Raw genomic sequence first — 24,980 nt, forward strand, 5'->3', positions numbered from 1 at the left:
CCGCGACCACCAAGGCCGCGCCCGCCACAGCCACTACAAACGGCGACTCACCATGGAACTCAGCACATGATCGCGAACTGTCACTGCCGTACTAGGCTCGGTGGCCGTGCACACGCTGTCCCGTACCGATGCGCGTCGCCTCGCCGTGCGCGCCCAACTCCTGGACGCGCACCGGCCGACCGGGATGTTCGAGGTCGTACGCCAGCTGACGCTCGTGCAGAACGACCCGACCGCAGCCGTCGCGCCCAGCGCCGACCTGGTCCTGTGGGGCCGGCTCGGCTTCTCGTACTCCCCGGCGCAGCTGCGCGACGCGCTCGACGAGCAGACCCTGCTGGAGCTGCACGGCTTCATCCGGCCGCCCGAGGACCTCGCGCTCTACCGGGCCGAGATGGCCGACTGGCCCGGCCGTCCCCCACTGCGCGAATGGCAGGAGGACCTGCATGACTGGGTGGCCGCGAACAACGGCTGCCGGCTGGACATCCTCGCCCGGCTCCGCGCCGACGGGCCGCTGACCGCGCGCGAACTTCCGGACACCTGTGTGGTCCCCTGGCGCTCCTCCGGCTGGACCAACAACCGCAACGTCACCAAGCTGATCGACCTCCTGGTCCAGCGGGGCGAGGTCGCGGCCGCCGGGCGGCGCGGCGCCGATCGGCTGTGGGACCTCGCCGAGCGGATCTACCCGGACGAGGTGGTGCCGCACGAGGCGGCGATGCGGATCCGGAACGAACGCCGGTTGCGGGCGCTGGGCATCGCGCGCGAACGTGCCCCGGTGTGCCCGGGCGAGCCGAACGACGTCGGTACGGCCGGCGCACCCGCGGTCGTCGAGGGCGTGAAGGGCCGGTGGCGGGTCGACCCCGAGTTGTTGGACCAGACGTTCACGGGTCGGACGGCGCTGCTGTCGCCGCTGGACCGGCTCGTCTTCGACCGCACGCGGATCGCCGAGCTGTTCGAGTACGACTACCAGCTGGAGATGTACAAGCCGGCCGCGAAGCGCCGCTGGGGTTACTGGGCGATGCCGATCCTGTACGGGGACCGGCTGGTCGGAAAGCTCGACGCGACGGCCGACCGCAAGGCCGGTCTGCTCCACGTGCACGCGATCCACCAGGACGCACCGTTCAACCGGACGATGACCGCCGCGGTACGGCGCGAGATCGAGGACCTCGCGGAGTGGCTCCGGCTGACCGTGGCGCCGGCGGGCGCACGTTGATCGTGGGTGGGGCGCTCGATGGTCGATCACGTCGGCTGCGGCACCCCAAGGGGCACCGCAGCCGACGTGATCGTGACGAGAGGTTCGCGCGGCAGCTCTACCGGAAGAGCTTGACCAGTTGGTCCGCCTCGACGTCCTGTCCGGCGCCGTTGTACACGGCGTTCGTGACCACGGTCCACGAGGCACGCGGCCAGGTCCGGAAGGTGATGTGGCCGCCGGCGATGGTGGCCTCACCCTTGCCGACGTCGAACGTGGCGACGTTGGTGGCGCCGCCGATGGCCTTGGTCCCGTTGGCGTAGCCACTGACCAGCAGGTTGTCCTCGTCGGGATACCTGGCGGCGATCTCGGCGTCGCCGGTCACCTTGAACGCCGCGTCGTTGTTGAACCAGGTCGGCCAGGACTCGGGCATCCCCCAGGCCGCCGGAACATCGGTGTCGTAGCTCTGCTTGAGCAGCGCCCCGGGTGCGTTGAAGGCGGCCCGGTCGGTGGGCGTGACGTTCTGCACCGGCAGACCGAGCGACGTGGCCGCGGTCGTGGACGCGCTGCCGAGCGCCACCAGGTTGCCGCCGGACTTCACGAACTGCTGAAGCTTGTCGAGCCCGTCCGGCACACCGCGAGCCCAGGCGAACTCGGGAGGATTCTTGGCGGGGTCGAGACCACGGGTGATGCTGTTCGCCGAGATCCCTGGAGCGAGCACGATGGTGTCGTACTTGGCGCTCAGGTCGGCGTAGTCGTCCGCGGAGACGACCTGGTAGTTCACGCCGATCTGGTCGAACATCCACATCATCCACCCGCCGGGCATGTTGTTCGCCCCGCGGACGAGACCCACCCGGGTATCGTCCTTGAGCTTGACCGCGTCGACCTCGGGCACCGCGTCGGCGGCGTACACCGGCAGGCCCGTCTCCTGGCTGGCGCGGGTCAGCACCTGCCGTGCCTTCGGATCCTTCGACGGCACGAGCAGCGCACCGGCGGGCAGCTTCCGGCCCTCGACCGTGACGGCGGCCTTGGCGCGGTACGTCGGCACATCGGCCTTCTGCAGGTCGGCGATGACCTGAGCCAGGCCGTACGAGGTGGGACTGAGGACGTACGCGCCCCGCTGGCCGGGGTGGGCCGGCATCCGCTGCTGCACCGGCTCGATGCCCTTGACTCGGGTCGTGGCCGCCTCGAAGGGCTTCGTCACGGCGTCGACGTCGACACCCAGGAGCAGGGCGAGATTGTCGGTGGTCTCGCTGTACGGCATGATCAGCGGGCATTCGGCGCACTTACGCGCGCTGTCCGGGTACTCGTCGATTCGCAGCAGCTGATCGATCCAGCGGCCCATCGGCTGCTTGGTCCTGAGGATGTAGGAGCCCTCGGGGTACTCCTTACCCCCCGCGGTGAACGCCCGGGTGGCCTTCTCGATCTCCGCCTGCCCGAAATCGAGGAGCTTCATCATGTCGTACAGGGCGTACGGGTCGCGCTGGTTCGCCGGAACCACGTACGCATACGGGCCACCGGTCCAGTTCTCGCCGTTGCGGTTGGACACGTAGAGGTTGTTGTACAGCCACGACCTGGGGTCGCCGGACACCGTCTTCATACCCGAATAGACGGCGGCTTCCCCGTACTCCACGATCTGCTTGAGCGTCCAGGTCTTGCTGTCGTACGGCAGCACCGACCGCAACGTGTTGTCGGCGGGTTCGAGGATCTTGTCGGAGGTGTAGGTGTACGCGAGGTCCCGGACCGACGCGATCTCGGTCAACCAGGTCGACGTACCGAGGAACGGGCTGTAGCCGATGACGTCGGCGTTCCACAGAATGCCGTACGCGTCATTCCACTTCGAGCCCTTCTTGCCCTCCGCGACCAGGTCACGCTGGGTCTGCATGCCGAGCGCGTTGGACGCGGACACCACGATCGGGTCCAACGTGTCGGACATCGGCTCGTCCCACGGCGGCGACCAGATCCGCGGGGACGTCGTCCCCGCCTGGTGCATGTAGTGCTGGGCGACCGGGCGGTACTTCTGCTCGAGCCGGACCCGGGTCTGCGACTCCTTCTGGGTCATCATGAACCAGTCGCGGTTGTCGTCGTGCCCGGCGTAGTGGTGGTACAGGTCCGGGTAGGTCCGGTCGTAGCTGGTGCCCGCCGTCTTGTTGAAGTGGTCGATCACCAGGTGCTGCCCGTCGGGGTTCTGCGACGGGACGATGAGCAGGATCGTGTTGTCGAGGACCTGCCGGGTGAAGTCGGAATTCTCCGTCGCCATCCGGTGCACGACGTTGACCAGGGACTGGGTGGAGCCCACCTCGGTCGAGTGGATCGTCCCCTCGATGTAGTAGACCGGCACGCTCTTGGCGGCGAGCTTCCGGGCGTACTCGTCGACCGCGATTCCGGCGCGCTTCGCCTCCTCCCGCATCACTCGCGGGTCGGAGAGCCGTTTGTTGATGTCGAGGATCTGGTCGATTCTCTTGAGGTTGTGCTTGTTGCTCATCAACATGATCGGGTAGTCGTTGCCGAGTGTCGTCCGGTCGACAACCTGGTAGTCGGCCTCGTCGGAACGGTCCGCGATGAGCTTGAAATAGCGTTTGACGCTGTTGAAGTCGGCGAGTTTCCCCTCATCTCCCATCTCGAAACCGAAGAAGTCCTTCGGCGTCGGGACACCCTTGACCTTGACGCCGGCCTGCACTGCCGCCCGCTCGCCCAGCTGGGCCTGTACGGGTACAGCCACGAGTCCGACCATGGCCGTGACGATCGCCACGGAGGCTACGTGCCGTAACCTCATGTCGCCTCCTCGCCTGGAAAACTGGTGGCGATAGAGTCGTGGCGATGCCCTGAGATGGTCAACCATTACCAATCGGTAAGATCAAAATTAAGACGATCTTTCTGAGATCGATTGCTCGGGGGGCCATCCGTCCGCCGGTTGGCCGACCTTCAGACTTTTGATCCCCGCCTATACCAAATATCGGGACAACCGTCCGGTCCACCGATGGTGACCACAAGTGCTCGTCGATGACGGAGACCGTGGGCGGGTCCTGGCCCGACGCCCGGGCGCCGGCCGCGCCGCCGGCGGCCAGGACAGCGCGACCGACACCGCGGGCCCCCGTCCGGACCGTTGCGGCCCCCGCCAGCACTCTCCCGCACTACGCTCATCACAAAGGGATGACGAAGTTGAGGATCACCGATGTTCACGGCCGTAGCCACCGGCGTCGACGAGCCGCTGTCGATCGCCGAACGTGAGGTGCCCGAGCCGGGCCCGGGTGAGGTGCTGGTCAAAATCACCGCGTGCGGGGTCTGCTACACGGACCTGGACCTGCTCCAGGGGCACTGGCCCATCGCCCGTTTTCCGGTCGTGCCGGGCCACGAGATCACCGGCGTGGTGGCCGCTGCCGGTCCCGGCGTCTCGTGGCCGCCGGTCGGCACCGCCGTCGGCGCCCAGTTCCTCGGCGACTCCTGCCGCCACTGCGACTACTGCGTGCGCGGCGATCAGATCCTCTGCCCCCGCAAGCGGATCACGGGCATCCTCATGGACGGCGGATACACCGAGTACGCCGTCCTCCAGGCCGACTTCGTGACCCCGCTGCCGGAGGGGCTCGACCCGGTGGCGGCGGCACCGCTGATGTGCGCGGGCCTGACCGCCTTCAACAGCCTCCGGCAGGGCGGGATCACCGCCACCTCGCGCGTCGCGGTCATCGGCACCGGCGGCGTCGGCACGCTGGCGGTACGCTACGCCGTCGCCATGGGCGCCCGCGTGGCCGTCATCGGCCGGTCGCACCGGGGTGAAGCGGCGGCGCGGGAGCTGGGCGCCGAACGGTTCATCGCCACCCAGGACACCGACCCCGGGGAGGCGCTCAAGGCCTGGGACAACTGCGGCGCGAACCTCGTCGTCAACGCCGCGCCCTCGACCTCGGCGGCCGCCGCTACCATCACCGGCCTGGCACCGGACGGGTGGCTCGTGCTGTGCGGTTACGACCCGGAGCCGCTGATCCTGCCCACCCGGGTGATGGTCCTCAACCGACTGCACGCCATGGTCAACCCGTCGGGCTCCCCGCACGATCTGCGCGACACCCTCGAATTCTCGGCGGCCCACGGCATCCTGCCCGAGGTCACCCCGATCGGCCTGCGCGACGTCAACGCGGCGCTCGACGCCATGGCCCAGGGCTCTTCCGGCAAGCGGTCGGTCATCGCCTTCGGCTGAGCGACGGTCGAGCGAAGGGCGGCCGGTGCATCGGTGCCCGGCCGCCCTTCGCCGTACTCCGGCGGTCTCCGCCCCCCGGCGCCGGTCCCGGTTCGGCAGCTTCGCGCGGCTACTCGGACGACTGTGCCCGCTGCTGCTCGCGGAACCGGTCGACCTGCAGGCCGCCTCGGCCCCAGTTCTCGGTCTCCACCTCGTCGATGACGACGAAGGTGGAGTCCATGGGCTTGTGCAGCACGTCGAGCAGGAGCTTGCTGACGCCGTGGATGAGCGCCGCCTTCTCCTCGGCCGTGGCCGCCGTCGCGCCGGGGCTGGTCCCCTCGCGGGTGATCTGAATCGTGACGATGGGCATGTCGGTCCTCTCGGAGTTTCGGGCGGGTCAGTTGCCGGCGTTCTGGCCGCCGTCGACGTGCAGGATCTCGCCGGTGACGAACGGGGCGGACTCGAGGTAGACGACGGCGTCGACGATGTCGCTCGTCTCCCCCATGCGGCCCATCGGGTGCAGTGCGGCGAACGTCTCGTGGTACTCGACCGGGTGCATCGGGGTCTTGATGATGCCCGGGGCGACGGCGTTCACCCGCACTCCTCGGCTCGCGTACTCGATGGCGAGCGACTTCGTGGCGGAGCTGAGACCGCCCTTGGTCAGCGACGCGAGCACGGACGGCACGCTGGAGTTGGGCTGGTCCACGAAGCTCGTCGTGATGGTGACGATGTGTCCCCCGCCGTTGGCGAGCATGTGTGGCACGACGCGCCGGGTGAGGTGGAAGAACCCCGCGAGGTTGACGCCGGTGAGCAACGCGTAGTCCTCGTCGGTGTAGTCGGTGAACGGCTTGGCGACGAAGACGCCGGCGTTGTTGACCAGGGTGTCGATGCGACCGAAGCGGTCCAGCGCCGCGCTGACCACCCGATCCGCGGTGCCGGCGTCGGCGATGTCGCCCTGGACGGTCACGACGTCGGGGTCGGTGGCGGTGATCGAGCGCGAGGTGGCCACGACGCCGTAGCCGAGCTTGCGGTACGCGTCGACCAGAGCGGCCCCGATGCCCTGAGACGCTCCCGTGATCACCGCGACCTTCTGATTCGTACCCATCACGATCCTCTCCGTTGGTTGGTTTGTGCCCGGATGTCTACTAGACGACCGGTCAACTAAAAGCTAGCCGACCGGTCGGGTATCGTCGAACGCATGGGACGGACGAGTGACGCGCGAAACAAGATCCTCGAAGCGGCCGCGACGCTGCTCGAGCAGCGCGGCTACTCGGCACTCGGCGTGGCCGAGATCTGCTCGACGGCAGGCGTACCGAAGGGCAGCTTCTACTACTTCTTCGAGTCCAAGCAGGCCCTCGCCCTCACCGTCATCGACGAGCACTGGGCGGCGCAGCGACAGCAGTGGGTCGAGCTGCTCGGCAGCGACCTCGACCCGCTGCGGCGCCTGCGGGACCTGTTCGAGGCGACCGAGGAGGTGCAGCGCACCGGGCAGCAGAAGGCCGGAGTGGTCACCGGCTGCCTGTTCGGCAACCTCGCCCTGGAGCTCAGCACCCAGGCCGACGAGATCCGCGGCCGCCTACAAGAGATCTTCGACGCCCAGATCGACCTGATCGAGCAGGTGGTCGTCGAGGCGAAGGAACGCGGCCAGGCCGGCCCGTCGGTCGACGCCCGGGACGCCGCACGATCCATCGTCGCCCAGATCGAGGGACGCGCCCTGCTCGCGAAGCTGCTCAACGATCCGGCCCAACTCGAAGCACTGTGGCGCAACTGCCTGGACCTGCTGCAGGTACCGGCGCAGGAGCGGTCCGCACTCAGCTGAGTTCTTCGGCCGGCGGCTCGCCGGGACTTCCCGAGTCGACGACGGCGCCATCCGGCGATCGTGGTCGGCCGGGTACCGCCTGTCACGACAACGCCGTGACCTGCATCTCAAGCGCGTCGGGGTGACTCGAAGTTTCCCTCGCGTTCCCCTGCTGGGCGTCGAACATTCCCCGCTGCGCGGCCTGTCCGGCGCACGGTCGGACGGTGACGCGAGCCGGTCACCTGGCATTACCCGGGCATGCGGTCGGCTCCACAGCACCGGAAGCTCCGGCCGCGTCCCCGGAAATCGAAAGGACCCGTCACATGGGTAACCCCCGCACGAGGTCGCGTCTCCATCCGAGATCAGCGATCGCCGCCGCGGCGACCATCGCCGCCGCCCTGACCCCGTTCGCGGCGGCCGGATCCGCGTCCGCGGCGACCGATGCCGCCGACGCGACTCCGCAGCACATCGTGCTCACGCCCGCGGAGCACCCCGACACCGCGCAGTCCTTCACCTGGCAGACCGGCTCGAAGGTCACCGACGGAGAGGTGCACCTCCGCAAGGCGGGCACGCAGAAGTGGAGCGTCGCCGACGCCCGCGTCAACGAGGAGCTCGTGAGCGGTGGCGTTCCCACCCGCACGCACTCGGTGACCGTCGACGACCTCAAGCCGAACACGCAGTACGAGTACTACGTGGGCAACGCCGCCAAGGTCAGCGCCACCTACACGTTCACCACTGCGGGCAAGGCGGGCGATCCCTTCTCGTTCATCTACTTCGGCGATGCCCAGAACAACATCGCAGAGAAGTGGAGCCCCGTCGTCGACCAGGCGTTCCAGCGCTTCCCGGATGCCGTCGGCACGGTCAACGCGGGTGACCTCGTGGACGTGGGCAGCGACAACGGCCTGTGGAACGAGTGGTTCGGCGCGATGGACGGCTACAGCCAGACCCGCAACGTGATCGCGGCTCCGGGAAACCACGAATACAAGCAGGCCGACCTCCTCAGGACCTTCAAGTCGAACTTCGAGTTCCCCGGCGACGGACCGGTCGCCGACGCCACGTCGACCAAGGGCATGACGGACGGCGAGAAGCAGAAGATCGCCTACCAGAAGCAGATGCAGGTCGCCCTCGCGGAGACCGCGTACTACACGGACTACCAGGGCGTCCGCTTCATCACGCTGAACGCGACCCGGTCCGAGGCTCTCGAACTGATGACGCCGAAGGACCTTCCCGAGTGCCACGTCGCGTGCCCGAACCCCATCGAGCTGTGGCTCGACATGCAGCGCAAGTGGCTCGACTCGGTGCTCCGGAACAACCCCAACAAGTGGGCGGTCGCGGTCTTCCACCAGCCGGTCTTCTCGGCCTCCGAGGGCCGTGACGAGGCCGACCTGCGCGCCGCGTGGCTGCCGGTCTTCGAGCGTGACGACATCGACCTCGTCCTCATGGGCCACGACCACAACTACGTCCGCGGTTACGTGGACGCTGACAAGACCGACACCGCCGGCATGACGACCGGCCCGGTGTACGCCATCTCGGTGTCCGGACCGAAGTACTACGATCCCGCGCCGGCCGACGACAACACGTGGACGCAGAACGGCGCGACCCAGGTGGCCCACGCCGCCTACACGTCGACCTTCCAGGGCATCAGCGTGTCGAAGGACCAGATCCACTACGAGTCGGTCGTGGCCGCGAAGGGGGATGGCTCCACGACGGACGTCCCTGTCGGCGGCACGCTCGACTCCTTCACCATCACCAAGTACGACGACGGTGAGAAGTTCGTGACCGAGGCCGGCATGCCGGTCCCCGAGCCGAAGAGCACCGGCAAGGTCAGCAACAGGCGCACGGCGGACGAGACCACCGCGCAGCAGCCCGCGAAGGTCGCGCTCGGCCACGAGCGCATCGGCACCCTCACCGCGCCGACCGTGGCGCAGCCCGGCCCGACGACCGTGAACCCGACGACCGGCGCCGTGTACGTCGCCGACGGCGCGAGCACCGGCAAGGGACGGATCGAGTCCGTCGACTCCACGACCGGCAAGGTCACCGCCTCGTTCGAGGCCGGAGCGCCGATCAAGGACCTCTCCTACGATCCGGCGTTCAACGGCGTTCTCGTCGCCTACCAGGATGGTCGGATCGCGTCGTTCATCGTCAGCGCGGGCCACTTCGGCGACCCGTACATTCCGCCGATCCCGACCGGGATGAAGGTCGTCTCGGTGCAGTACGACAGCGCCACCGGGCAGGTCTTCCTCGGCCTCGCGGACGGCACCGTGGTCTGGCTCGACGGGGACTTCAAGCCGGTGGGCCAGGCGAACGTCGGGGCCGGCCTGTCGGCCATCCGCCTCGACGACGCCACCGGCACCCTGTACGTGACCTACGACAACGCCGTCGACGGCGAGCCCGGCCTCCGTCTGTTCGACACGCGTAACGGCATGCACAAGCTCGCCGAGTACGCCCTCGACGCGGGTGCCGCCTCCCTCGACGTCGACATGCAGGTCGGCGTCGCCTACGTCGGCCACGCGGCCGTCGAGGGGGATGCCGAGAACGGCGGCCTCTCGGTCGTCGACCTGCTCGCCGGCAAGGTGACCCGCTCCGACAAGCCGGAGTTCGGCACCTCGATCGGCGGTGTGGGTGTCGACCCCGCGCGCGGCATCGTGTACCTCGCGAGCGCCGACAAGTCTCCGGCCCCGGTGATCGTCGTCGGCCGCGAGCAGGCACCCAGCATCGACGCGTCCCCGGTCGCGCGGATCGCGATCGTCGGCGAGACCGCGACCTTCGACGCCCGCGGACACGGCATGCCCACCGCGACCGTACGTTGGGAGATGCGCAAGGGCGCCCCGGGCAACGACAAGTGGACGCCGATTGCCGGTGCCACCTCCGACGTCCTCAAGGTCGTCGCGTCGAAGGCCATCGACGGGAACCAGTACCGCGCGGTCTACACCAACTCGATCGGTGGCAAGGTCTACTCGACCAGCAGCGCCTCCGCGACCCTGCGGGTCGTGGGCGAGAAGTGACAGGCGGCCGCTCTCCGGCGCGGTACGGCTGGACACCGACCCATCGGTGCGGGGCGCGTTCCGGGTAGCCGGCGCTCGCCGAGACCGGCGCCGAACCACGGTGGTGGTGCGCCTCCGGACGGGGCCGTCGCGATCCTTCGCGGCGGCCCCGTCCGCGTACCCGTGGCCGGTTCCCGGTGCGGTTGCTTCGGCTGCTCCCTCCAGCGAGGGAGTGCGCTCCCCCGTCGGCGGGGGTCGCGCGGGCCGGGGGGCCGGAAGGATCGGGTGCATGACGACATCGGTATCGGTCGCTCGCAGGGCCGGCCACGGCTTGACGTACGCGGTGCTCGGCTGGGCCGTGGCATACGGGGGCGTACGTCTGGCGTGGACCGTCGGTGAGGCTCCGGAGTTCCGGCAGTTCGGGTCGGACCTGCTCGGTTTCACCGGCTGGTGGTCGGTGGCGTTGTGCGTGGTCGCGGGCGTGGTGGCGGTCGCGCTCGACCGGGCTGCGGCATGGCGACCGGTGCTCGCGGCGCTTGCCTGGGCGGTCACCGGGGCGCTTGTCGCGGCAGCCGCGATCCTGCTGCCGGAGCTGGTGAGCCTGCTGCTGTTCGCGGCCGGCCCGTACTTCGACCCGGTGGCGTTCGCCAGCCGGCTCGGTTGCGTCACCGGAGCGATCCTGCTCGGGCTGGCCACCGCCCGCTACCAGCGGCGGACCCGCGGCGACTGCCCAGACTGCTGCCGGACGGGCCGGCCGGGTCGTCAGCGGCCCGCACCCGCATTGTGGGCGCGCTGGGCCGCGTACGCCGCGGTGGCCGGCCTCGTCACCCGTTTCGCGGCCCAGTTCGTGGTGGGATTCGACGGCCTCACCACCGACGCCTCCCTGATCGGGTTGGAGATCGGCCTGCTGCTGGCCGGGGTGCTGTTGCCGCTGGCACTGGTACACCGCTGGGGCGAGACCTGGCCGCGGTGGGTGCCGCTGCTCGCCGGCCGCACGATCCCTCGTCCGCTGCTGCTGGTGCCCGGCCTCGGGCTCGGGGCAGGGATCGTCGCCTACTTCGGCATGGGGCTGGTGCAGTTGGCGTCCGGATCGGTCAGCGAATTCTCCGACACGTTCCTCTGGGTGGCGATGTCGGCGTACTGCCTCCTGGGGCTCGGCCTGCTCGTGGCGTCGAGCGACTACCACCTGCGTACCCGCGCCGCGTGCCCGGCCTGCGGCCGGTGACCTGGGGCCAGCGGCGCGTCCACGCTAATCCTGCAGGAGATTGCGCACGTACCGTAGGACCAGGAACCAGGTCGATTCGGGATGTGCCAACGCGACAGCGTCGGCCTGGCGCATGCGGCGCAGCAGCCTTCGCTCGGCGCCCTCCGGGTCGACGCCTTCGTCGGTGCTGGCCTCGGCGTCGTACTCGGGCCGCTCCTCCTCCAGCGCGTGCAGGAAATACGCCAGCGCGTCGATGCTCGTGTTGAGCAGGTGTGGAGGGCCGTCCTCCGGGATGGAGTAGACCACCCCCGTGGTGGTGTCGACGATTACGTCGTCCAGCGCGATCCCGCCCAGGGTCAGCCAGGTAGACATGTCGAACGGGCAGCTCGGATACTTCCGCGAGACGGCCTGCCAGGCAGCACCGCCGATCCGCGGGTCGCCGTCGAGAAGGCGCTGGTCGGTCTGGAACCAGCCGACCTGGTCCGGCAGGCCGACCTCCCGCAGGAAGATCCGGGTCGGCTCATGCGCGATCACGGCGAGCACCCGGTCGTCCAGGGTGACCAGTTCATCGGCGGAAAACACGGACTCCATCACGGTCCGGTCGATCAAGGGGCTCATGAAACCGCATCCTTGTGCAGATTGGTGGTCACGGCGACCCGCCGCGCGACAGGCAGCACCGCACCACGCCGAACCGGACATCCCATCCACGTCCCATCAGGTACCGCTCATCAGGTCGTCTTCCTCGTACGCCGCTGCGCGACCGGTCCGAGGGAACGTGAACGTGTCCCACGAGGCGCAGGCCGAGCGGTCACGGGCAAGCGGTCTGGCCGGCGGAGATCTGGGTATGCACAGCGGCGTGGAACGGCCACCGATCGCCGAGTACGGCTTTCTGTCCGATTGCCGCTCGGCTGCCCTTGTCAGCCGGGACGGCTCGGTGGACTGGTGGTGCCCGGAGCGATTCGACAGCCCGTCGGTCTTCGGCCGGATCCTCGACCCCGACGCCGGGCACTGGGTCCTGCGCCCGGCCGGCGAGCGGAACGGCCGGCGCACCGAGCGGGCGTACGTCGGCGACACTCTCGTGCTGCGCACCGTGCACCAGACCGACAGCGGCAGCGTCGCGGTCACCGAGGCGCTCGCCTCCGAGCCGGGCGCCCGCGGCCACGACCTGGGTTCCGCGTCACCCGCGGTGCTACTGCGCACGGTCGAAGGGCTCAGCGGCCGGGTGCGCATGTCGACCGACTTCGCGCCCCGCCCCGAATACGGCCTGCTCACGCCTCACCTGCACTGCCAGCCGAACCGGGTTGTGGCGGCCGCCGGGCCGGTCAGTCTGACCTTACGGGCCGGCGTACCGCTGACCTGCGAGCGCGGCCGCGTCCACGCCGAGTTCGACGTCTCTGCCGGCCAGGTGGTCGGGTTCGACCTGGCGTACGCTCCGTCGTTCGGTGGCCCGCCGGCCGCGGAACTGGATCCGGTCGCGGCGATCGCCGAAACCGTCCAGGCGTGGCAGGTTCTGCAGGACAGCCATCCCTACGACGGCCGCTACCCCGATCTCGTCCGCCGCAGTTCCGTGATCCTGCAGGGCCTGACCTATCGGCCCAGCGGTGCGGTCGTGGCCGCAGCGACCACCTCGCTGCCCGAGCAGCTCGGCGGTGACCGCAACTACGACTACCGGTTTGGCTGGCTGCGCGACTTCTCGTACACCCTGCACGCGCTCTGGGTCGCCGCCTGCACCGAGGACACGTCCCGGCACTTCGCCTGGGCGGTCCGCTCGGCGGGCCGACTCGGACCTGAGCCCGCGCCGATCATGTACGGCGTCGGCGGTGAACGGGACCTGTCCGAGCACGTCCTCGACTATCTGGGCGGTTACGCGGACAGCCGCCCGGTACGCGCCGGGAACGACGCCTGGCGGCAGCGGCAGATGGATGTGCCCGGCGAGGTGCTCGAAGCCGCCTACCTGCTCCGGGACCGATTGGGGCAGTTCGACGAGGAGTTGCGGGAGACGCTCGTCGACCTCGCCGATCAGACGGTGGACATCTGGCACCGGCCCGACGCCGGCATGTGGGAGGTCCGGGACGAGGAGCGGCACTACACGTCGTCGAAGGTGGGGTGCTGGGTGGCGCTGGATCGGGCGGTGCGGCTCGCGCCGTGGCTCGGGGATAGAGCGGACCCTCGCCGATGGGCCGCGGCCCGTGACGAGATCCACCGAACGGTGCTGGAGCAGAGCTGGAACGAGCGGGTTGGCGCCTTCACGGTTGCCTTCGAGTCGGACGAGTTGAACGCCTCGGTGCTGATGATGCCGCTGGTCGACTTCCTTCCGGCCGACGACCCCCGGATGTGGGCGACGATCAAGGCCATCGAGCGGGAACTCGCCACCGACGGCGTCGTGCGGCGCTCGGCGACGGAGCCCGCCGGCTTCGTGTGGTGCTCGTTCTGGCTGGTGAGTTGCCTGGTGCTGGCCGGCGACATCCAGCGGGCGACGGAGCTCTTCGAGCGCACCAACGCCAAAGCCAACGACCTGGGCATCTTCGCCGAGCAGTACGACCTGGTGACGGGTGAGCACCTGGGCAACACTCCCCAGGCCCTGTCGCACATCGGCCAGATCCTCTCGGCTGCCCGGCTCACCGACCCGACCCTGCGGTTCTGACGGCCGCCGGACCGCTCACGATGGGCCGACGATGGGAAATCGTCGGCCCATCATGACTACCGGCTAGCGGACCCGCAGCTGCTGATGGACTGCCGCGTCGGGAGCGTAGGTCAGGTCACCGGAGTAGGCGACGTGGGCCGGGTACACCCCTGCGGACAGTCCGGCGGTGGGCAGGGTGACGACGGCCGTGCCGGCGGTCAGCTGAGCCACCTGCGTGGTGCCGCCGAAGCTGACGGCGATCTCACCGGTCACCGTCGGCGCCGTGCCGTGCTGGGCCTGCGCCCGCACGTCGACGTTCAGGGTGAACGTGCCACCAGCGACGACCGACGCGGGTGCGGCCTTCGCCTTCACCACGACGCCGGCCTTGCCCGGGGCGTCCAGGGTGACGCGGGCCGAGCCCGCCTTGGTCGGGTCCACCACCGACGTCGCCACGACGGTGAGCGCCGACGAGGTCTCATCGGCGGCCACCGAGAGCAGACCATCCGCGGAGATGGCGGTGCCCGCCGAGGTCGCTCCCTCGACCGACCACCTCACCGCGGGGTTCACGCCTTCGTTGGTGGTCACCTGAGCGCTGAACTGCCTGACCCAGTGCCAGCCTTGCGTCAGGTGCGCGGTCGCGGGCGCCACCGACACGGAGTCGACGCCGGACCACAGGTAGTCCCGGGCGAAGATCGTGAACAGCTGGCCCGCCGTCATCGCATCGTGGGCGCCCGGGACCTGAGCCGTTGCGGCGCGGAACCCACGAGCCCTGAAGTTGCCGGCGATGGCGTTCTGGGCGCTGAGGCTTCCCTCGAAGACGCCATTACCCAGGAAGGTGACCAACCCGTCCGAACCGATCGCGTCGGCGATGTTGTCGTAGTCCTGCGAGGTGAGGGACGGATTCCCGGAGAAGAAACCGTAGGCCCCGAACGTGGTCGGGTAGTTACGGATGACCACGCCGCCCGTCTGGCCGCCGTACGAGAACCCGCCGTAGGCACGCCCCGCCCGCTCGGTCGAGACGTTGTAGTTCTTCTCGATGAAGGGAAGGATCACCTGGACCAGGTTGTTCGCGGCGTTGGTCTGGTTGTACGAGTCGAAGCCGAGGCTGGTTCCCGTGAAGTGATTCCCCATGGTGACAACCACCGTGGGCTCGATCTCGCCCCGGGCCGTCATGTTGTCCAGGATGGTCGGCACATTCGCGGGAATCATGAAGTCGGTCTCGTCACCGAAGATGCCGTGGGCCAGATACACGACCTTGTAGGGTTCCGCGCGGTTGGCGTCGTAGCCGGCCGGCAGGTAGACGCCGAGGTAGTGGCCGCTGTCGCCCAGAACGGTGGTGTACGGCACGTACTGAACGGTGCCCCGTTTCGAGGGATCCGCGATCGGCAGCTCGTATTCCGCGCGAGCCTTCAACTTCGGGTCGTTCTGCTTCTCGGCGTACGGCACGTACACGGCGTCGAGAACGTCGTTGTTCCGGACCCGGAACGAGTTCTGGCCCGGGGGACGCGCGTTGGTCGAGGCGGGGTCCCAGATGCGCTTGTTCACCCAGCCCTGCGTCGGGTCCCAGACCCGGTACCAGTAGCTGAGGCTCCCGGCGTGCAGTGGAACCGAGACCGACCAGTATCCGTTCGAATCCTTGGTCATGTCCCTGAGGAACTCGGTACCACCGGAGTGGTACCGCCCCGTCTGCCATTCTTCCGGTTGATACCGCGTGTTGCCGGTATTGATGTCGAGCAGAGTCAGGTCTCCGCCGAGGCGCACCTGGGTGGCGTTCGGGTTGCGGTAGACGAACTTCGCGGTGTAACCGGTCGGCGAGTCGCTGTCCGCCCTGACGGTCGCGCCTTCCACCAGTGCGGGCTCGTTCGCGGCGGCGGCCGGCGCGGAGGCGATGGCGCCTGCGCCGACTGACATGAGCGCGAGCATCGAGAGCGCAAGCCCGAGCCTGCGTCTTCCGGTCGCCTTCCTCATCTGAGCACTCTCCCTGCAGTCTCTCTTTGTGGTCCTGTTCGGAAACGGTCCCTGCCACAGTCGTCAGGGAACGCGCTGACGCACGCCGGCTCCGACCGTTGTTCGGGGCACGGCCGGAGCCCGCGTAGATCAGAAGATCAGTGGGACGAAACCTCTACTGGGCGAGAAGCCATTGCAGGATGGTCTCGTCCTCGTAGGTGGGAGCAGCGGCGAGATGGCGATCCGGCTCGTAGAAGGCCGAGTCCGCGTACTCGGTGTACCTGACCAGTTCGTTCGCCTGGGCGGGGGTCTTTCCGAGCTGCATGTAGGCGTTCCAGATGCGGTTGTAGGAAGCCTGGCCGGTGGTGCTCACGTTGAGGAGGTGGTCATGGGTGCCGTGGGTGATCCAGACCGGCGTGCCGGACGTGGCGATGGCGGTTGCCTGGGTCTCGCTGGCGGCGAAGCCGCCGGTGATCAGGGCGCCGTCGAAGAGTCCGGGGTAGGTGGCGAGTGCGGCCCAGGCGAGCGTGGAGCCGTAGGAGACGGTGGACGCGTAGATCCGGTCCTGGTCCACGGAGAACTCGCCCGCGAACGTGTTCAGGAGTTCGACCATGACGTCCGCTTGAGCGGCGGCGCTTCCGACCCGCTGGTTCTGGGGCGCGAGGACGATGACGTCCTCACTGGTGCCCGTCCACTTCTCCTGCTGCCATGCGGTCGCGGGAATGTCGGCCGCGACCTGCACCCCTTCGTTGGATCCGTTGAATCCCATGCCCTGCCCCGGCAGGATCACCACGACCGGGTACTTCCTGGCGGCGTCGTAGCCATCGGGCAGGTGGTAGGCGTAGGGGATCATCGTGCCCGTGGTCGTGGTGAACCTTTCGTAGACGAAGTCGTCGGCCAGGAGGTTGATCGCGGGCTTGGTGGGCCGGTACGTCTCGTCGGACGCCGCGGCCAGCCGGGGTCCACGACCCTGTCCCGGCTTTGCGGGCTGGGCGTAGACGTCTTCGTTCTGTACGACCTGCGTCTGTAGATCAGGGTTCACCTTGACGTAGTTGCCCGTCGCCATGACGGTGTTGCCGCCCGGGTCCGTCGAGTCCAGTTCGACGATGACGTACTTGCCCGGGTCTGAATGCCGATCGGCGTTCAGGTCCGGCGTGTCGTTCGTGTAGACGGCGGTGATGGTGCGATCCGCTCGTTTGGTGGGGTCGGTGATGTCCTCCACCGGGTCGAAGCGGAAGTTGTAGAGGCTGTCCGAAACGGTGTAGGTGTCGCGATTCAGGGTCCTCGGGTTCACCTCCGACGAGTACTCGACCGCCACGGCCGTGACCTTCTGTCCGAAGGCGAGGATCTGCGTGATCGGGATGATGTTGTGGACTCCGTCGCCGCCACCGCCGGGCGGTCCTGCGTTGGCGGAGCCCGGGGCGATCAGGACCGTGCCGATAAGGGCGGCCGCCGCAGCCAGGGAAGTTCGCTTCGACACTCGTTCTCCCTCCGATCGGGCGCACCGCTTCAGCAGAAGCGCCCTGGCACCGGACGCTACGCAACACCCACGAAACAATCAATAGACGAAAACAAGCTAGCAACGTGCCTCCTTTATGACCAACCCGACGTATATCCGGGCGGCAATGCGCCAGGTTGGCGCCGAACGATCGGGACGGACCTGGAGCCACGGGTAGCGCGCTTATGACAAAGCAGCTATAAGTAACGCCTATGTCCATGACTGCCGGCGCTGGCCTCGACAACGGTTTCACCGGCACTGAGCGAGCTGTACTCCGGGCCCTGTCCGATGGTCGGCGACGTACCGTCGCCGAGGTCTGCGCCGAGCTTTCCGCAGCACGCAGCAGCGTCGTACACGCGCTGAGCGGCCTTCAGGCCGCGGGCGTCGTCGTGGAGCATCCGGCAGAGCGCTCGGCAAGGGGAAGGCCCGCCCGCGGTTGGTCCCTCGCGGCATCTCCTGGCCTGCTCGCCGTGGTCGTGGCTGCGGCCCACGGGTTCCTCGCCGGCGTGGTGCGACCCGACGGTGAGGTTCTGGCAGCGGTGCACAGCACGGCGAACCTGACTCCACCCGCTGCGGTTCTGGAGTTGCTCAATCGTGCGATCGCTCAGGCCGAGATCTCGGCGCGGCACATCGAACTCGCCGTCCTCGGGCTGCCGGGCCCGTCCTTGTTCGCCGGGACCGCCGGCCCGGGCCCGCTCGGAGGGTCACATCTGCGGCGGTTCCGGGACTGGGCCGGGCGACCGGCCGCAGACGTCGTGGGCGAGCACCTCAATCGCCCCGTCTTCTGTGAGAACGACGCGAACCTGGCAGCGCTCGGTGAGGCCGTCTACGGGGAATCGGCCGCCGCCGACACCGTCCTGCACGTCTCGCTCACCCACGGCACCGGCGCCGGTCTGGTCATCGGCGGCAAACTCCACCGTGGCGGCTCACGGCTGGCGGGCGAAATCGGACACCTCCACGTCGACGACGGCGGGCAGCTCTGCGAGTGCGGCGCGCGCGGCTGCTTCTGGCAGACCACGAGCATCCCGGCGCTGCTCAGCGAACTTGCCACCGCCCACGGCAGGACCTTCAGCGTGAGCGACCTCGACGCCGCGGCCGCCGCAGGAGAGCTTGAGATCATTCGCGCACTCCGCGGATTCGGCCGCTCCCTCGGCCGCCGCATCGCCGATTTCGTGGTGTTCCTCGACCCCCAGGCCATCGTCGTGGACTCCACCCTCGGAGCCGCGTCCCACGTCATCGCGGACGGCATCCGCGAGGCGGTCGACCAGTACACCCCGCCGCAATTGGCGGCGTCGGTCCAGATCTCATCCGGATCCCTCGGCGTATCGGCGCATCTGAAAGGGGCGGCAGCCCTGGTTCGTACGGAAAACCTCCTCGTCGACACCGGGCATGCCTCAGTGGCGGGCCGCCCGAGTGGTACGGCCCCGAGCTGAACGTCTGGTGCCACCTCGATGTCGCGGACGTGCGCTGCGGCTTGGCTGGGCAAAGGCGTCCCCGCCTCGGCCAGCTCGACTACCGATACCCGCACGACGGCAGGAAGGCCGGCCGCGCGTCGGGTGGCGGCGCGTGCGATCCGATCAGGAGCCTTGATAGACGTACGAGAGTACGGAGAGATCGTGGCGCATCCGGACGTCTGGGCGTCCCCGTTGGCCGGAGCGAGCTTGTCCCATCCCCCTGCTCTAATCCCGCCATGCAAGTCGTCGTCACAGGCGCACTCGTTGCGAACGGCGCGGTCCTGCTCGTACACCGCAGGCCGACCAAGCGGGCATACCCAGATGTCTGGGATCTGCCCGGGGGCAAGTCGAAGCGGGTGAGTCGGAACTACAAGCCCTCGCGCGTGAGATGCACGAGGAGTTCGGAGTTCACATCGTGACGGAGTCTGCTGCGCGGCTGGGCGTCGTGCACGACGGCAGTGGTGAGGACGCCGTTCACGTGGGCGTCTGGCAAATTGGCGAGTGGGCTGGCTCTCCCACCAACCGTGCACCTGACGAGCATGACGACATCGCATGGGTCGGGATCAGTGAGCTGGGCGACCTTCCCCTCATACACGGCGTCTTGGCGGCAATGGTCCGTTCGCTGCCCGAGTTCGAGTGCGCCCGCAGGCGCCGAGATTTCACCGACTGCGACCAGGATGACCGAGGAACCAAGGCCGGCTGTCGTGCGTGTGCTGGGACGAATTTCGTGTGACCCGGCGACCAGTCGCGCACTCCATCGCCGCAAAGATGCGTGTCGGAACAAGGGAGGCGATGAGGAACAGGAGTTCACCGGCTGGTCGCCCATCCCACCTGCCAGCACTGGTACGGCGCCGGCCACGGCTGTTCGAGAGTTTGTCCGGGATCCTGATGTGAATCCAGGATCCCGGACAAACCCCACCGGCCTTACCGGCCGTCATAAACCCTTACCGCCGATAGTATTCGCGAGCACACTTCGACCGATTACGTATCTCGTCGGCCCCGAGAAGTTCCTGTTTCTTGGAGCCCAACCGGTACCCGTATTTCACCGTCTTCGGGTCTGCGCCAGCAGCATATTCCGGCACCTTGCCAACCTCGAATGCACCACCGACCGACGACTCCCCTCGCGGGTCGTCAACCTTCAACGTGACGCCGACTACCTGTGGCAACTGCCCGCTCGAACCAGCCGACACGATCACGGTCCGATAGGCACTGTCGTCGCCAATGGCAATCCATCCTTGCTCGGCAAGAGCATCGGTCGGACCGGAAACCTTCCAATATGTATGCGTATTGGAATCCGGATCGAAGTTCGATTCCCTGCTCGCAGCTTCGTTGTCGTAGACCTGCACGACGTCAATCCGCTCATTCTCGCACACTGGAGCATAGACATGGAGCTGGTCACCGATCCGCGCCACGCCGATGGTGTAGATGTCATCACTCGGTGCCACGTACTGGCAAGCTGATGTCGCCAGCACCGCTATCGCCGACGTCGCGACGAGCCACCCATGCTTGGCTGCCCGCCCTCTCATGGTGACCAGCATCCGTAACCGCCTCCGCCGTTGGAGGCCAGTTCGGCAGCCTCCTCGTACCTGTTGCACTTCTTGCCCTTGAGTTTCTTGTCCACTACCTCGCCGTAGAAGTACATGCCGGCAAAGATCCAGCCATACTTTCGCCACTGCTCGTCGCGATGGAACTTCTCATGCGTGGCAAGGTTCACGTCCAGCGTGCCTCCATCCCACACAAAAGTGTCACCGATTGTCGTGCCACCCCGGGCATGCAGCGGGAGCCAGCCGTCCTCACACACACGGAGATCATACTGTGTGCTGCAACTCCCGCCAGTATGCGTAACGGCCCACTCCACCCCGTCGCCGAGCACCTCCGACTGCCAGTCGGTGAATTCGTCCCACTTTTCTGCGACGTAGTCGGCGGATTTGTCGTAGGCGTCCACGACTGCGGTCGTCGCCTCTTTAACCACCTCCTTGACCGGCTCGACTACGTAATCGTTCCACGCTTCCGGAATCGTCTCCGTGAAGAAGCCACCGGTTGCCTCCGCGGCGTCGCCCAGGAAGTCACCGGTTGCCTCTGCGGCGTCACCCAGGCAGTCGCCCCAGGTGGTGGGGTTCCAACCGCAGTGACCGTCGACCTCGATCACGCTGATCGGGTTACCCCCGCCGAAGGCGTACCGGTTACCTGTCCAGGGATCGACAACGAGTTGCATGTCGGCCAGAGCGCCGTTGTAGCTGTCTCTGGTGAGGAACCGATTGAGGCCGGGGTCGTAGTCACGGAAGCCCATGTCGTACGTTCCCGATTGGATATTGAATCGCTTGGCGTTGAACCGGAAGGCGTTGTACGGCTCCTCGGTCGTGCCGGCGACGCCGGGCTTGTCATAGCCAGTGAACTGGGCCTCGTCGTCACTGCCGTACGCCGTGTACCCGTACGTCGCAACCGTGTCACCTGTGTCGTTGGTCATCTGCTCGACATCGGTGTGCTGGTCGTATCCGTAGTAGGCGTACTCCTCGGTGCCGTCGCTCTTGTGGGTGATCTGGGACAGCCGCTGGCCCCAAGGGGAGTACTGGTAAGACTTGGTGAGCTTGCCGGCGACCTCTTCGTCCAGGACCTTATTGGACAGGCCGAGGTAATTGAAGGTGGTGGTCTTCTCCGTGGCGCCGCCAGCGTCGGTGGTCTCGGTGGTGGTCCGGTCGAATGGGTCGTAGGTGTAGGTGGTCGCGGTGGTGCTGGTGCCGTTGTTCTTGCGGTTTTCGATGATGTGGTCGAAGCCGTCGTAGATGTTGCGCTCGACCACGGTGCCAGCGGCAACGATCGTGTCCAGGCGGCCGAAGGGGTCGTAGTTGTACGACGCACTCGCGCCGCTCACGCTGGCGGTCAGCAGCCGGTTGCGGTCGTAGTTGAAGGTGGTGGTCGCGCCCTTGGCGGTCTGGCTGATGACGTTGTTGTTCGCGTCGTGGATGTAGGTTTCGATGCCCGCGCCGTCACCGGTTTTGTTCACGGTAGCCACCCGGTCGCGGGGGTCGTAGGTGTAGGTGCTGGTGGTGCTGAGGTACGCCGAATGGTTGTCGGCATTCATCTTCTTGGCGATGTCCTGCTTGCGGTTGCCGTTGAGGTCGTAGGTGTAGGTGTGCTCCGACACCAGCGTCCCGTTGGGCTTCTTCTCCACCTGGGTGTTCAGCAGCCCGTCGAGGTAGTAGCTGTAGTCGACGATGTTGCCGTTGCCCTTTGTCTCCTTCAGCTTCTCGCCCCGGTCTGTGTAGGCGAACGTGGTGGTCTTCTTGTCGGTGTCGGCCGCCGACTTGCCGTTGGTCACCGTCTCGACGAGGTCACGCGGGTCGTAGGTGTAGCTGGCGTACTGCTTGTCGTGGGTGGTCGTCTTCGGTGCGCTGTTCTCGTTGTAGGTGAAGGTCGTGGTGTTCTTGACCGTCCCGGCGTTGTTCTCGGTGACTTTCTCCACCTGGTTCAGGCCGGTGTAGGTGATTTCGTAGGTGTCGATGCGGGTGCCGGGTGAGGAGTCGGTGATGGTCTTGAGGTTGCCGTTCGGGTCGTACTGGTAGGAGTAGACGATCTTTTCGTTGTCCGCGTCTCCGGCGTTGTTCCGGACCAGCTTCACGGCGTCCGCGACGACGGTGCCGGTGGCCTGGTCGGTCAGGGTCACCTTGCGGCTGTTGCCCTCGGTGAAGGTGTACGAGCCGAGGCTCACCCACGCGCCGGTGCTGGCGGTCTGGTTGACCGTCTTCGGCGTGTCGCCACCGTCATGGTTGATCGTGAACTTGGCGTCGGTGGCGGCGCCGGTGACCTTCGGGTAGCGGGTGAACACCTCGTACGTGCCGGACTGCGGCACGTTCAGCTGCCAGGTGAAGGTGTTCGTGCCGGTCCCCGCCGGTCGGGTGAGGTAGTTGTGGCCGTACTTGTCCGTCGCGTCGGTGGCGGCGGTCCAGGTGCCGGTGGCGGTCGTGTTGTTGAAGTCGGAGTTGTCGACGAGCACGACCTGCTTACCGACCGGCACGCCGTCGTCCGTGCGGGACTTGAGTTTGCCGTCGGGGAAGTAGGACCAGGTCATGGTCCGGTTCGACGATCCACCGGCTGAGGTGATCGTCCGCTCGGTTTGGGCGCCGAGCTTGTCGTAGCCGTAGGTGGTGACGATGTCCCACGGGTCGCTGCTGGTCTTAGTTAAGCCGTTGTCGAAGTAGCTGTAGGTGGTGTCGTTACGGACGGACTCACCCGCCGACGGCGGTGCGCTGAGGGTCTTCAGCCGGCCCACGTCGTCGTACTCGTAGGTAGTGACGTCCGCGGTGGTGTAGCGGGCGTCGTCCTTGTCGTACGCGGTGCGGGTTTCCTTGACCCGGTTCAGCTTGTCGTAGACGGTGACCGTCGCGAAGTCGTCCGGGTCGTCCGTGGTGGCCACACCCCGCGGGCTGATCACCTTGGTCCGGTTGCCGACCTGGTCGTACTCGTACTTCGTGACGCGGTAGGTGATGACGCCGGCGTCGTTCTTGTGTGGCACCTTCACCTCGCTCGGCTTGCCCCGCGGGTCGAGGGCGACCGTGGTGGTGTTGCCGAGCTGGTCGGTGGTGGCCGTGACGAGGCCGTCGCGGTCGTAGCTGCTGCTGGTGAATTTGCCCAGCGCGTCGATGGTCTTGGTGACCCGGTGTGCCTTGTCGTACTCGTAGATGGTCGTGTAGTCGCTGGGGTCTGCCGACTTGTTCTTGACCGGGTCGATCACCTTGCGGACGTTGCCGACATCGTCGTACTCGTAGGTGATCTTGTTGCCGTCGGCGTTGGTAGCGCTGATCGGCTGGTAGATCTCGTCGTAGTCGTTGGTCGTGACGAAGTCACCGTCGTCCGGCGTCAGGTTGCCCTTCGGCTCGGTCGTGGTGATCAGGTTGCCGACCTTGTCGTAGGTGAACGACGTCTTCCGCTGCGGGTCCCCCGCGACGTCGACCGGCGCCAGCGTGTAGTCGAGCTGGTCGGCGGCGTCGTAGCTGGCGGTGGTGACGGCGCCGTTCGGGGCGTACGACTCGACGACGTTGTCGTTCTGGTCGTACTTGGGGGCCGGGGTGATGATGAAGTCGCCGGCGTTCTGGTCCTTGGGGACCTTGTTCTCCAGCGGCCGGCCGAAGGTGTCGTACTCCTGCGAGGTCACCTTGCCGTAGGCGTCGGTGACGGTCTTGACCTGGCCCCGCTCGTCGTAGGTGTACGTGGTCGCCTTGGTGTACGGGTCGGTGATGGTCTTCGGGTAGCCGTTGGGGTCGAAGTCCTTGTTGACGGTGGTGTTGCCGTTGGCGTCGGTCGCCGTCAGCATCTGACCCCACGCGTCGTAGGTGTATCGGGTGGTGTAGTCGTTGGCGTCGGCAGTGGTGGCGCCCATCGGGTCGGTCACCCACGACAGGTCACCGTCGGCTTCGTAGCCGAAGGTCCACTTCCGGCCCTCCGGACTGGTCTTCTCGGTCAGGTCGGCGACGTAGCCGTTGAGTTGGCGCTGGTAGCGCAGGACCGTGCCGGGGGTGCCGTTGGCGACCGCTTCGGCGTCCTTGATCTCGGTCGGGTAGCCGGTTTTCTGGTCGTAGACCCAGGTCGACGTGGCGCCGTTGTTCTCGACGAGCTTGGTGACGTTGTGGTCGTCGTCCCACTCGAGCACGGTCTTCTGGTTCTTCGCGTTGGTGGTCTGGACGGGGCGGCCATAGCCGTCCATCAAGTAGACACTGGCATGGTTCTCCGCGTCAGTGACCGTGGTCTGAATGCTGTTGGTCGCATCGGGGTCCACGTAGGCGAACTGGGTCAGGTTGTCCAGCCGGTCGGTGTACGACTTGGTGGTCCAGTGCCACTTCGGGTCGTCACCATCCTGCGGGTAGTTGTAGACCAGGTCCGTGTCGTTGCCCCGTGGGTCGATGGTCTTGACCAGCTTGACGTTCTTGTTCCCCTGGGTCATGTCGTAGGCGAAGCGGAACACCTTCTGCTCGCCCATCGCCCCGGTCGAACCCTGCCCGTCGATCAGCTCACCCAGCAGACCCTTGTCCGTGTAGGTGAAGGTGAGCTTGCGTCCCGAGATGTCGGTGATCTGCGAGATGTGGTCGATGATCTTCGGGTTGGTCAGGTTCGACACGTTCGACAC

General features: G+C 67.3%; 16 protein-coding genes. 8 read left to right on the plus strand and 8 right to left on the minus strand.

The window, feature by feature from the left end; all coding sequences use genetic code 11:
- Window positions 1-106: 106 nt before the first annotated feature.
- Window positions 107-1,207 carry a DNA glycosylase AlkZ-like family protein gene (locus BXA10_RS29200; protein WP_245828630.1) on the plus strand — a complete coding sequence of 367 codons (1,101 nt, stop codon included), beginning with the start codon at window positions 107-109 and terminating at the stop codon, window positions 1,205-1,207.
- Between the two features lie 97 nt (window positions 1,208-1,304).
- On the opposite strand, the gene BXA10_RS29205 is transcribed toward BXA10_RS29200, so the two are convergent.
- Entirely contained in the window at window positions 1,305-3,905 is a 2,601-nt protein-coding gene (locus tag BXA10_RS29205) for a M14 family zinc carboxypeptidase (protein ID WP_175649344.1), read from the minus strand.
- A gap of 453 nt (window positions 3,906-4,358) precedes the next feature.
- Between BXA10_RS29205 and BXA10_RS29210 the strand changes: the two genes are divergently transcribed.
- A complete protein-coding gene (locus BXA10_RS29210; RefSeq protein ID WP_076474067.1) occupies window positions 4,359-5,372 on the plus strand; it encodes an alcohol dehydrogenase catalytic domain-containing protein in 1,014 nt (337 codons plus the stop codon).
- A 109-nt stretch (window positions 5,373-5,481) separates the two neighbouring features.
- Here the strand turns inward: BXA10_RS29210 and BXA10_RS29215 are convergent, their stop codons facing one another.
- Window positions 5,482-5,721 (minus strand): tautomerase family protein, encoded by a 240-nt coding sequence (locus BXA10_RS29215; protein WP_076474068.1) that lies wholly within the window; start codon window positions 5,719-5,721, stop codon window positions 5,482-5,484.
- Window positions 5,722-5,748: 27 nt separating this feature from the next.
- Complete coding sequence (locus tag BXA10_RS29220) at window positions 5,749-6,456, minus strand: SDR family NAD(P)-dependent oxidoreductase (RefSeq protein WP_076474069.1); 708 nt, start codon at window positions 6,454-6,456, stop codon at window positions 5,749-5,751.
- 93 nt (window positions 6,457-6,549) lie between these two features.
- Between BXA10_RS29220 and BXA10_RS29225 the strand changes: the two genes are divergently transcribed.
- From BXA10_RS29225 to BXA10_RS29235, 3 genes are all read left to right on the plus strand, one after another.
- Complete coding sequence (locus BXA10_RS29225) at window positions 6,550-7,170, plus strand: TetR/AcrR family transcriptional regulator (protein WP_076474070.1); 621 nt, start codon at window positions 6,550-6,552, stop codon at window positions 7,168-7,170.
- Window positions 7,171-7,472: 302 nt separating this feature from the next.
- On the plus strand, window positions 7,473-10,154 hold the full coding sequence (locus BXA10_RS31940) for a fibronectin type III domain-containing protein (RefSeq protein WP_076474071.1): 2,682 nt from the start codon (window positions 7,473-7,475) through the stop codon (window positions 10,152-10,154).
- A gap of 268 nt (window positions 10,155-10,422) precedes the next feature.
- On the plus strand, window positions 10,423-11,358 hold the full coding sequence (locus tag BXA10_RS29235; protein WP_139338222.1) for a hypothetical protein: 936 nt from the start codon (window positions 10,423-10,425) through the stop codon (window positions 11,356-11,358).
- Between the two features lie 24 nt (window positions 11,359-11,382).
- Here the strand turns inward: BXA10_RS29235 and BXA10_RS29240 are convergent, their stop codons facing one another.
- Window positions 11,383-11,955 carry an SUKH-4 family immunity protein gene (locus tag BXA10_RS29240; RefSeq protein ID WP_076474073.1) on the minus strand — a complete coding sequence of 191 codons (573 nt, stop codon included), beginning with the start codon at window positions 11,953-11,955 and terminating at the stop codon, window positions 11,383-11,385.
- Window positions 11,956-12,193: 238 nt separating this feature from the next.
- Here BXA10_RS29240 and BXA10_RS29245 point away from each other — a divergent pair, with 238 nt between their 5' ends.
- Window positions 12,194-13,981, plus strand: a complete 1,788-nt coding sequence (locus BXA10_RS29245; RefSeq protein ID WP_076474078.1) for a glycoside hydrolase family 15 protein — start codon at window positions 12,194-12,196, stop codon at window positions 13,979-13,981.
- Window positions 13,982-14,044: 63 nt separating this feature from the next.
- Here the strand turns inward: BXA10_RS29245 and BXA10_RS29250 are convergent, their stop codons facing one another.
- Window positions 14,045-15,871 carry an alpha/beta hydrolase-fold protein gene (locus tag BXA10_RS29250; protein WP_175649345.1) on the minus strand — a complete coding sequence of 609 codons (1,827 nt, stop codon included), beginning with the start codon at window positions 15,869-15,871 and terminating at the stop codon, window positions 14,045-14,047.
- 211 nt (window positions 15,872-16,082) lie between these two features.
- Entirely contained in the window at window positions 16,083-17,387 is a 1,305-nt protein-coding gene (locus BXA10_RS29255) for a hypothetical protein (protein ID WP_076474075.1), read from the minus strand.
- Window positions 17,388-17,623: 236 nt separating this feature from the next.
- On the opposite strand from BXA10_RS29255, the gene BXA10_RS29260 reads away from it, so the two are divergent.
- Together BXA10_RS29260 and BXA10_RS29265 are read left to right on the plus strand one after the other, a co-directional pair.
- On the plus strand, window positions 17,624-18,838 hold the full coding sequence (locus tag BXA10_RS29260) for an ROK family transcriptional regulator (RefSeq protein WP_175649346.1): 1,215 nt from the start codon (window positions 17,624-17,626) through the stop codon (window positions 18,836-18,838).
- 409 nt (window positions 18,839-19,247) lie between these two features.
- Complete coding sequence (locus BXA10_RS29265; protein ID WP_245828632.1) at window positions 19,248-19,592, plus strand: NUDIX hydrolase; 345 nt, start codon at window positions 19,248-19,250, stop codon at window positions 19,590-19,592.
- A gap of 211 nt (window positions 19,593-19,803) precedes the next feature.
- On the opposite strand, the gene BXA10_RS31185 is transcribed toward BXA10_RS29265, so the two are convergent.
- Window positions 19,804-20,397 (minus strand): hypothetical protein, encoded by a 594-nt coding sequence (locus BXA10_RS31185; protein WP_139338223.1) that lies wholly within the window; start codon window positions 20,395-20,397, stop codon window positions 19,804-19,806.
- On the minus strand, window positions 20,382-24,980 hold a 4,599-nt coding region (locus BXA10_RS29275), incomplete at its 5' end, for a golvesin C-terminal-like domain-containing protein (protein WP_217696883.1). The genes BXA10_RS29275 and BXA10_RS31185, both read right to left, overlap by 16 nt.

Origin of the sequence: Micromonospora avicenniae (genome assembly GCF_900156065.1) — a bacterium.
Classification (GTDB): domain Bacteria; phylum Actinomycetota; class Actinomycetes; order Mycobacteriales; family Micromonosporaceae; genus Micromonospora; species Micromonospora avicenniae.

What these genes read in the sequence shown, in the direction of transcription:
- BXA10_RS29210 (WP_076474067.1), top strand. Translation starts at nt 4,359, where the DNA reads ATGTTCACGGCCGTAGCCACCGGCGTCGACGAGCCGCTGTCGATCGCC.
- BXA10_RS29215 (WP_076474068.1), bottom strand. Translation starts at nt 5,721, where the DNA reads ATGCCCATCGTCACGATTCAGATCACCCGCGAGGGGACCAGCCCCGGC.
- BXA10_RS29220 (WP_076474069.1), bottom strand. Translation starts at nt 6,456, where the DNA reads ATGGGTACGAATCAGAAGGTCGCGGTGATCACGGGAGCGTCTCAGGGC.
- BXA10_RS29225 (WP_076474070.1), top strand. Translation starts at nt 6,550, where the DNA reads ATGGGACGGACGAGTGACGCGCGAAACAAGATCCTCGAAGCGGCCGCG.
- BXA10_RS31940 (WP_076474071.1), top strand. Translation starts at nt 7,473, where the DNA reads ATGGGTAACCCCCGCACGAGGTCGCGTCTCCATCCGAGATCAGCGATC.
- BXA10_RS29235 (WP_139338222.1), top strand. Translation starts at nt 10,423, where the DNA reads ATGACGACATCGGTATCGGTCGCTCGCAGGGCCGGCCACGGCTTGACG.
- BXA10_RS29240 (WP_076474073.1), bottom strand. Translation starts at nt 11,955, where the DNA reads ATGAGCCCCTTGATCGACCGGACCGTGATGGAGTCCGTGTTTTCCGCC.
- BXA10_RS29250 (WP_175649345.1), bottom strand. Translation starts at nt 15,871, where the DNA reads ATGTCAGTCGGCGCAGGCGCCATCGCCTCCGCGCCGGCCGCCGCCGCG.
- BXA10_RS29260 (WP_175649346.1), top strand. Translation starts at nt 17,624, where the DNA reads ATGACTGCCGGCGCTGGCCTCGACAACGGTTTCACCGGCACTGAGCGA.
- BXA10_RS29265 (WP_245828632.1), top strand. Translation starts at nt 19,248, where the DNA reads ATGCACGAGGAGTTCGGAGTTCACATCGTGACGGAGTCTGCTGCGCGG.
- BXA10_RS31185 (WP_139338223.1), bottom strand. Translation starts at nt 20,397, where the DNA reads ATGCTGGTCACCATGAGAGGGCGGGCAGCCAAGCATGGGTGGCTCGTC.